Source organism: Mesorhizobium sp. M3A.F.Ca.ET.175.01.1.1, assembly GCF_004791945.1.
Lineage (GTDB): Bacteria > Pseudomonadota > Alphaproteobacteria > Rhizobiales > Rhizobiaceae > Mesorhizobium.
The window spans coordinates 1-323 of the sequence record NZ_SRTP01000246.1; the positions used below are offsets into that span (position 1 = coordinate 1).

At 67.2% G+C, this 323-nt stretch carries 1 protein-coding gene; it reads right to left on the reverse strand.

The annotated features are described in order from the left end of the window. Positions 1–323, reverse strand: a 323-nt coding sequence (locus EN818_RS31520; protein ID WP_245521439.1) for an MBL fold metallo-hydrolase, incomplete at both ends; no start/stop codon positions are given.

A 323-nucleotide genomic window follows, 5' to 3' on the forward strand; every position in this document is an offset into this window, starting at 1 on the left:
GTGGAAGGTGCCCCAATGGCAACCGGCGGCGAAGGCGGCGTTGCAGAGCTTCCTGCCCTGCACGGCCTCGTCCGGGTTCTGGTGCTGCGGCGCCATGAACCAGCGCGGCTCATAGGCGCCGATCGGCAGGATTGCGAGGCGAAAGCCGCCATGCCTTTGCGCCATCAGCCGGTAGTTGATGCCGTCATGGAAGCCGGTATCGCCGGCGAAATACATTTTTGCGCTTGGCGTCTCGACCACGAACCCCGCCCAGAGGGCCATGCGCCGGTCGCGGGTGCCGCGGGCCGACCAGTGGTGCACCGGTTCGACATGGACGGCGGCAT